The organism is Kitasatospora sp. MBT63, assembly GCF_000710465.2.
In the GTDB taxonomy this organism is placed as follows: domain Bacteria; phylum Actinomycetota; class Actinomycetes; order Streptomycetales; family Streptomycetaceae; genus Kitasatospora.
In genome coordinates this window covers 1-8,454 of sequence record NZ_JAIZ01000150.1, presented here as the reverse complement: position 1 = coordinate 8,454, position 8,454 = coordinate 1, and the positions used below count along the sequence as shown (strand labels likewise).

Genomic DNA, 8,454 nt, shown 5'->3' with positions numbered 1-8,454 from the left:
GGCCACCGGGGCGGCGGCGCCCGCGAACCTGGCTCCGGTGGGGCGGCGCCGCGAGGCCGCCGGCCGGTCGCGCTCCTCCAGCAGCCGCAGCCGGTCGTGCTGTTCCCGGCACCGCTCGCTGAGCCCCTCCCGCAGCCGCCGGGCCTGGCCGAGCTGCCGCAGCAGCTCGTCCGGCGGCTGCGCGGAGGCCCGCACGGCCTCGGCCAGCCGCCGCTCGCGCAGCGCCGCGTACTGCCGGGCGCGCAGCAGCTCGTCGAGCTCGGCCCGTATCGCCTCGACCTCGGCTGCCGGACCCAGCTCCTGGACTGTCATCGTGTCGGACCCGCCCTCTCCGCCCGAGGACTTCTGCCCCGCCCCCGGGCCATGCCTGGCAGCCATCCTGGCGCGCCGATACGGCAGGCGTGTTACGGGAGCGAGTCGGCGTTCTTACGGCTGGAAGAGGATCAACTGCCTTGCAGGGGGCGGCTACTGGGGTTTTCGCAGGCGGGCGGGGGTCAGACCGCGAGCCGGGCCCTGGCCTCCATCAGGGCGAAGCCGAGCAGGTTGAGTCCGCGCCACCGCGCCGGCGCGGTGGCCCGCTCGTCGTCCGCCGCCAGGCCGATGCCCCACAGCCGGTCCAGCGGACTGGCCTCCACCAGCACCCGGCCGCCGGTGCCCAGCAGATAGCCGCGCAGTTCCTCGCTGGAGCCGAACTTGGCGACGTTGCCCCGGACCACCAGCTCGAACCGTTCGGCGGCCCAGCGCTCGTCGTGGAAGCCGCGGACCTGCCGGCCCAGCTTCTTCGCCTCGCCCGGTGTCCGGGCGGCCAGGATCCTGGGCACGATCTCCTCGTCCCCGAACAGCCGCGCCTTGCCGGCCATCATCCAGTGCTCGGCCGTCGGGTAGCCCACCCCGTCGACGGTGAACCGCGCGGGCCACCACTGGCTCAGCGCACCGGCGCCGATCCGCCCGTCCCGCTCCGGGCGGTGGCCCCAGAACAGCAGGTACTTCGGCCGGGCGCCCGCCTCGACCAGCGCGGCGAGCTCCTCCCGCGTCCGGGTGTCGACCGGGGAGAGCGGCCCGGAGGGCCCGGCCGGCCCGGTGGGGGAGTCGTGGGTGGCGGGGGAGACCTGGCCGGCGGGGGGAACACTCGTCATGCCGCCATCGTGTCATCCGGCACCGACGGCGGTCCCGCGCTTTTCCCGACGCCCCGCAGGTCACCGCCGGTGCCCGGCCCGGCCCCGGGCCCCGGCCCTCGCCGGCCTCAGGCCACCGAGTGCGGCAGCCGGACGCTCAGCAGGGCGATCACCACCGAGCCGGCCAGCTGCACGGTGAGCACGACCGCGAGGGCGCGGGCCATCCCCAGGCCGGGGACCAGCCCCAGGAAGAGGGTGCCCACCGCCGCGACCCCGAGCGCCAGGCTGGACTGCTGGGTGGTCGCCAGCACCCCGCTGCCCACCCCCGCCTGCTCGGCGGGCACCTGAGAGAGCACCACCCGGAACAGCGGCATCCCGATCAGCCCCTGGCCGATCCCGGCCAGCGCGATCCCCGGCAGCATCCGAGGTACGGACAGCTGCGCCGGGTCGGCCAGCGCGACGGCGGCCAGCGCGGCCAGCCCGGTGCCCTGGACCGCGGCGCCGACCGTGATCACCCGGCTGCCGAACCGGCCGACCAGCCGGGGCCCGGCCAGCGAGGCGCCGAAGTAGCCGACCGCCATCGGGACCAGCGCCCAGCCGGCCGCCACCGGGTCCTGGTGCAGACCCTGCTGGAGCAGGATCGCGATGACGAACATGAATCCGCCGAACCCGGTGAAGTACGGCAGCGCGATCCCCAGCCCGCGCCGCATCTCCGGGATCCGGACCAGCGACAGCGGGACCAGCGGCACCCGCCCGGCGGCCTCGGTCCGCCGCTCGACCACCAGGAACGCGGTGGCCAGGAACGGGAACGCGGCCAGCAGCAGCCAGGTCCACAGCGGCCAGCCGACCGCGCGGCCCTCCATCAGCGGCACGAACAGCGCGAGCAGTGCGGCCGTCAGCAGCGCGGTGCCGGGCAGGTCCAGCCCGGCCGCCCGGGGAGAACGGGTCTGCGGCACCCAGCGCACCGCGAACACCGCGGTGGCCAGCGCGAACGGCACGTTGAGCAGGAACACCGCGCGCCAGCCGGTCCCGAACAGGTCGGCGGAGACCAGCAGGCCGCCCAGCACCTGGCCGATCACCACCGAGATCCCGCCGACCGCGCCGTAGATCCCGAGCGCCCGGGCCCGCCGGGCGCCTTCGGTGGCGGCGGTGATGGTGGCCAGGACCTGCGGGATCAGCAGGGCGGCCGAGGCCCCCTGGGCCACCCGGGCGGCCACCAGGGTCCAGGCCGTCGGGGCGAGGCCGCAGGCCAGCGAGGTCACCGCGAAGGCGGCGGCGCCGGCCACGAACAGCCGGCGGCGGCCGACCGCGTCGCCGAGCCGCCCGCCGAGCACCAGCAGCACCGCGAAGGCGATGCCGTACCCGGCGGCCACCAGCTCCAGGACCGCGGGGCCGGCGGCGAGGTCGTGGTCGATGGTGGGGAGGGCGACGTTGACGATGAAGAAGTCCAGCATCGGGAGGAACGCGCCGAGCAGCACGGTGGTGAGCCCGGCCCGTCCGAGCCCGGGGACGGCCGGGCGGCGGACGTGCGGAAGGGTCTGCGGCAAGGTCAGTTGCTGAGTCACGGATCCTACGATCCACCCCTTCGGAACCTGGTACCAGACAGTGTTTATCCAGGTATCAGAAGTACCTGGCACCCGGCACGCCGAACGGGCATGCTGAGCGTATGAGCAGTCACGCCACCTCGGCCGCCCCCGCCCCCGCCGCGGCCCGCCGCCACGAGCTGGCCGCCTTCCTGCGCAGCCGCCGGGAGCGGATCGCGCCCGAGCAGGTCGGGCTGCCGGGGCTCGGCCGCCGCCGCACCCCGGGGCTGCGGCGCGAGGAGGTGGCGCAGCTCGCCGCGGTCGGGGTCACCTGGTACACGTGGCTGGAGCAGGGCCGGGACATCCAGGTGTCGGTGCAGGTGCTGGACGCGGTGGCGCGGGCGCTGCGGCTCGACCCGGTGGAGCGCGCCCACCTGTTCGCGCTGGCGGCGGCCGAGGACCCGGTCCCGCAGGCGGAGTGCTTCACCGTCACCGCGCCGGTGCGGGCCGTGCTCGACCAGTTCGACCCGCTGCCCGCGGCCGTGCTCAACAGCCGCTACGACGTGCTGGCCCACAACCGCGCGTACACGGTGCTGGCGGGCGACCTGGACCTGGTGCCGTTCGAGGACCGCAACGTGCTCTGGATGGCGTTCACCGACACCCCCTTCGCCCGGCACCTGGTCGACCTGGACGCGGCCCGGCGCAGCGTGGTGGCGCGCTTCCGCACCGCGATGGCCGAGCACGCCGCCGACCCCGGCTGGAAGAACCTGCTGGCCCGGCTGGCCCAGGCCGCGCCGGAGTTCGAGGCGGCCTGGCAGCGGCACGAGGTGGACGCGCCCGCCAACGGTCTCAAGCAGTTCGAGATCCCGGGCACCGGGCTGCTGCGCTTCGAGTACACCAACCTGTGGCTCGGCCCGCGCACCGGTGCCAGGGTGGTCGCCTACACCCCGCAGGACGCCGAGACCCGGGAGCGGCTGGCCGCCCTGCTGGGGTAGCGGGACGGCGGCCGCGGCGGCCCGGCCGGGCGCTGCGCCGGGTGGGGGACAATGGAGAGTCCCGAACCCCCTCCCTGAGGACTTGCCGCGCATGACGACCACGCCCGACCCCGCCCCGGCCGCCACCGAGTTCGCGCCGCTGGACATCGGCCCGATGCAGGTCTGGCCCCCCGTCGTGCTGGCGCCGATGGCGGGCATCACCAACGCCCCGTTCCGCACCCTGTGCCGCGAGCAGAGCGGCGGCCGGGGCCTGTTCGTCTCCGAGATGATCACCACCCGGGCGCTGGTCGAGCGCAACGCCAAGACCATGCAGCTGATCCACTTCGACCCGAGCGAGAAGCCCCGGTCGATCCAGCTCTACGGGGTCGACCCGGTCACCGTCGGCAAGGCCGCCCGCATGATCGCGGACGAGGGCCTGGCCGACCACATCGACCTGAACTTCGGCTGCCCGGTCCCCAAGGTGACCCGCAAGGGCGGCGGCTCCGCGCTGCCGTACAAGCGCAACCTGCTGCGCGAGATCCTCCGCGAGGCGGTCTCGAACGCGGGGGCCCTCCCGGTCACCATGAAGATGCGCAAGGGCATCGACGACGACCACCTCACCTACCTGGACGCCGGCCGGATCGGCGCCGAGGAGGGCGTGGCGGCCATCGCCCTGCACGGCCGCACGGCCGCCCAGCACTACGGCGGCACCGCCGACTGGTCGGCCATCGCCCGGCTGCGCGAGGCCGTCCCGGCCGGGATCCCGGTGCTCGGCAACGGCGACATCTGGTGCGCCGAGGACGCGGTGCGGATGATGCGCGAGACCGGCTGCGACGGCGTGGTGGTCGGCCGCGGCTGCCTGGGCCGGCCCTGGCTGTTCAAGGACCTGGTGTCGATCTTCGAGGGCGCGGTGGACCCGGCCCGCCCGGCCTTCGCCGACGTCGCCCGCTCGATGGTCCGGCACGCCCAGCTGCTCGGCGAGTGGATGGGGGACGAGACCCGCGGTGTGATCGACTTCCGAAAGCACGTCGCCTGGTACACCAAGGGCTTCTCGGTCGGCTCCGAGCTGCGGGTCCGACTGGCCAACTCCAGCTCGCTGGCCGAGCTCAGCACCACCCTCGACCAGGTTGACCAGGCGCAACTGTGGCCGGAGAGCGCGGACGGCCCGCGCGGGCGCACGAGTGGCAACAATCGTGTTGTCCTCCCCGAGGGCTGGTTGGACGATCCGTACGACTGCGCCCTCCCCAGCTCGGACGCCGAATCGGACACCTCGGGCGGCTGAGTACTACGCACTGGCGAAATCGGCCGCGGCGACCGGGAGGCCGCCGCGGCCCTGCCCTCTTGGACAACCTGGCCAAGAGGGCTCCTTTGAGGCAGATTTCGGCTACCTGGAGTCGCCGGCTCATCACCGCATGCCACGAAAGGCGCACTCCTGCTACGCCCGACGGTTGAGATGCGCCCGTGACGCTTGCCACATATCGTGGCGATTGACGCCCTGTCAGGGGTCTCCGGCGGGGTGAGCGGAGGTGAATCGCTTCCCGAAGGGGCTTTCCACCGGATCGGCGTCGCTGGATGCAGGAAATCAAGCCGGGGCAACACGGCGGTTCACCCGCCGCTACGCTCTGTCCGGTTCGTGTGATCTTGGCGTTTCGTTGCCTTCAATACTTGAAGCGTCACTCGCGTCAGCCGGACGATTTCACCAACAGAGGTAAACGCCCTGACGGGCATTCGATCTGTCGGGTCGCTGGGCGGCGCAAAGCTCATACGTCCAGCTAGGGGCGCGACAACGCCTTCGAAATGGGTATGTTCTCCGGCGTCAGGGCAACCGTGTGCGAGGAGACCGACCCGTGCCGTCCGAGCAGAAGTTTGTTTACTCCTTCACCGAAGGAAACAAGGACCTCAAGGACCTTCTTGGCGGGAAGGGTGCGAACCTCGCCGAGATGACCAACCTGGGTCTCCCCGTCCCTCCGGGGTTCACCATCACCACCGAGGCCTGCAAGGTCTTCCTGGAGACCGGCAGTGAGCCGGGCTCGCTGAACGACGAGATCAGCAAGCACCTGGCCGCCCTCGAGGGCGAGATGGGCAAGCAGCTCGGCCAGGCCGACAACCCGCTGCTGGTGTCCGTCCGTTCCGGGGCCAAGTTCTCCATGCCCGGCATGATGGACACGGTCCTCAACATCGGGCTCTCCGACGCCTCGGTGACCGGTCTGGTCGCCCAGTCCGGCAACGAGCGCTTCGCCTGGGACTCCTACCGCCGCCTGGTCCAGATGTTCGGCAAGACCGTGCTGGGCGTCGAGGGCGAGCTGTTCGAGGACGCGCTGGACGAGGTCAAGCGCGCCAAGGGCACCGAGAACGACCTCGACCTCACCGCCGAGGACCTCAAGACCCTGGTGGAGACCTTCAAGGGCATCGTGCTCGCGCAGACCGGCCGTGCCTTCCCGCAGGAGCCGCGCGAGCAGCTGGACCTCGCGATCCACGCGGTGTTCCACTCCTGGAACGGCGACCGGGCCCGCCTGTACCGCCGTCAGGAGCGCATCCCGAACGACCTGGGCACGGCGGTCAACGTCTGCTCGATGGTCTTCGGCAACCTCGGCGAGGACTCCGGCACCGGCGTGGCCTTCACCCGAGACCCCTCCACCGGCACCCAGGGCGTCTACGGCGACTACCTGCAGAACGCCCAGGGCGAGGACGTCGTCGCCGGCATCCGCAACACCCTGCAGCTGGCCGACCTCGAGCAGCTCGACAAGAAGTCGTACGACGAGCTGATGTCGATCATGCACACCCTGGAGACCCACTACCGGGACCTGTGCGACATCGAGTTCACCATCGAGCGCGGCAAGCTCTGGATGCTCCAGACCCGGGTCGGCAAGCGCACCGCCGCGGCCGCCTTCCGGATCGCCGTCCAGCTGGTCGACCAGGGCCTGATCGACCTGGACGAGGCGCTGCACCGGGTCACCGGCGCCCAGCTGGCCCAGCTGATGTTCCCGCGCTTCGCGCCCACCTCCGAGACCAGGCCGGTCGCCTACGGCATCGCCGCCTCGCCGGGCGCCGCGGTCGGCCGGGTCGTCTTCGACTCGTACACCGCCGTCAAGTGGTCCCGCTCCGGGGAGAAGGTGATCCTGGTCCGCCGGGAGACCAACCCGGACGACCTGGAAGGCATGATCGCGGCCGAGGGCATCCTGACCTCGCGCGGCGGCAAGACCTCGCACGCGGCCGTGGTCGCCCGCGGCATGGGCAAGACCTGTGTCTGCGGCGCCGAGGAGCTGGAGGTGGACACCAAGAACCGCAAGTTCACGACCTCCGACGGCCAGGTCGTGCACGAGGGCGACGTGGTCTCCATCGACGGCGCGAACGGCAAGGTCTACCTCGGTGAGGTACCCGTGCTGCCGTCCCCGGTGGTGGAGTACTTCGAGGGCACCCTGCACGCCGGCGCCGACGTCCAGGGCGGGCTGGTCCAGGCCGTGCACCGGCTGATGGCGCACGCCGACGTCCGCCGCCGGCTCGCGGTGCGCGCCAACGCCGACAACGCCGAGGACGCCAACCGCGCCCGCCGCTACGGCGCCCAGGGCATCGGCCTGTGCCGCACCGAGCACATGTTCCTCGGCGAGGAGCGGCGCAAGGAGGTCGAGCACCTGATCCTGGCCGACAACGACAAGGACCGCGAGCAGGCCCTGTCCTCCCTGCTGCCGCTGCAGAAGGGCGACTTCCTCGAGCTCTTCCAGTCGATGGACGGACTGCCCGTCACGGTCCGGCTGCTCGACCCGCCGCTGCACGAGTTCCTGCCCGACATCACCGAGCTGTCGGTGCGCGTCGCCCTCGCCGAGGCCCGCAAGGACCCGAACGAGAACGACCTGCGCCTGCTCCAGGCCGTGCACAAGCTGCACGAGCAGAACCCGATGCTGGGTCTGCGCGGCGTCCGCCTCGGCCTGGTCATCCCCGGCCTGTTCGGCATGCAGGTCCGGGCCATCGCGGAGGCCGCGGCCGAGCGCCGGCTGGCCGGCGGCGACCCGCGCCCCGAGGTGATGATCCCGCTGGTCGGCACCGTCCAGGAGCTGGAGCTGGTGCGCGACGAGTGCGAGCGGGTGCTCGCCGAGGTGGCCGCCTCCACCGGGGTGTCGCTGGACATCAAGCTGGGCACCATGATCGAGTTGCCGCGGGCCGCGGTGACCGCCGGTCAGATCGCCGAGGCCGCGGAGTTCTTCTCCTTCGGCACCAACGACCTGACCCAGACCGTCTGGGGCTTCTCCCGGGACGACGTGGAGGCCTCGTTCTTCACGGCCTACCTGGAGAAGGGCATCTTCGGCGTCAGCCCGTTCGAGACCATCGACCGGGACGGTGTCGGCGCGCTGGTCAAGCTGGCCGCCGAGGCCGGCCGGGCCACCCGCCCGGACCTCAAGCTCGGCGTCTGCGGCGAGCACGGCGGCGACCCGGACTCGGTCCACTTCTTCCACGAGGTGGGACTGGACTACGTGTCCTGCTCCCCCTTCCGGATCCCGGTGGCGCGCCTGGAGGCAGGCCGCGCCGCCCTCGAGGCGGCGGGCAGCGACTCGCGCTGACGGGGAGGGTCACACCCCCTCGAACGCGCGGTCCCATCGCTGACCGCACCCCCTCCGACCGGGGAGGGGCGCACGGCGGAGCTCGGCGCAGGAGAGCCGCCGTGCGTGAGCAGCCGGGGCGGGCACGGACAATGGCGTCCGAGCCCGCCCCGGCGGCGTTTCCCGGCAAGCTGGACCCATGACACGTCGCCGCCCGCTGCCCCTCGCGCTGGCCGCCGTCGCGCTCGCGCTGCCCGCGCTGGCCGGCTGCGGCGGCCCGTCCGGCCCGTCCGCGCCCGGCCCGTCC

At 72.8% G+C, this 8,454-nt stretch carries 6 protein-coding genes; 3 read left to right on the top strand and 3 right to left on the bottom strand.

Annotated features, from left to right (window positions below; translation table 11 throughout):
• The 3 genes from AA75_RS09990 to AA75_RS09980 all read right to left on the bottom strand — a co-directional run.
• Positions 1-312, bottom strand: a 312-nt coding sequence (locus tag AA75_RS09990) for a hypothetical protein (protein ID WP_033819510.1), incomplete at its 3' end; no start/stop codon positions are given.
• A 182-nt stretch (positions 313-494) separates the two neighbouring features.
• The gene (locus AA75_RS09985) at positions 495-1,136 is read right to left on the bottom strand and encodes an NADAR family protein (protein WP_082526388.1); all 642 of its coding nucleotides are present in this window, start codon (positions 1,134-1,136) and stop codon (positions 495-497) included.
• Positions 1,137-1,243: 107 nt separating this feature from the next.
• Positions 1,244-2,662, bottom strand: coding sequence for an MFS transporter (locus AA75_RS09980; protein WP_033819509.1), 1,419 nt, complete (start codon positions 2,660-2,662; stop codon positions 1,244-1,246).
• Positions 2,663-2,781: 119 nt separating this feature from the next.
• Here AA75_RS09980 and AA75_RS09975 point away from each other — a divergent pair, with 119 nt between their 5' ends.
• From AA75_RS09975 to ppdK, 3 genes are all read left to right on the top strand, one after another.
• Complete coding sequence (locus AA75_RS09975; RefSeq protein ID WP_033819508.1) at positions 2,782-3,633, top strand: helix-turn-helix transcriptional regulator; 852 nt, start codon at positions 2,782-2,784, stop codon at positions 3,631-3,633.
• 91 nt (positions 3,634-3,724) lie between these two features.
• Positions 3,725-4,894 (top strand): tRNA dihydrouridine synthase DusB, encoded by a 1,170-nt coding sequence (gene dusB, locus AA75_RS09970; protein ID WP_033819507.1) that lies wholly within the window; start codon positions 3,725-3,727, stop codon positions 4,892-4,894.
• Between the two features lie 565 nt (positions 4,895-5,459).
• Positions 5,460-8,168 (top strand): pyruvate, phosphate dikinase, encoded by a 2,709-nt coding sequence (ppdK, locus tag AA75_RS09965; RefSeq protein WP_033819506.1) that lies wholly within the window; start codon positions 5,460-5,462, stop codon positions 8,166-8,168.
• Positions 8,169-8,454: the final 286 nt, after the last annotated feature.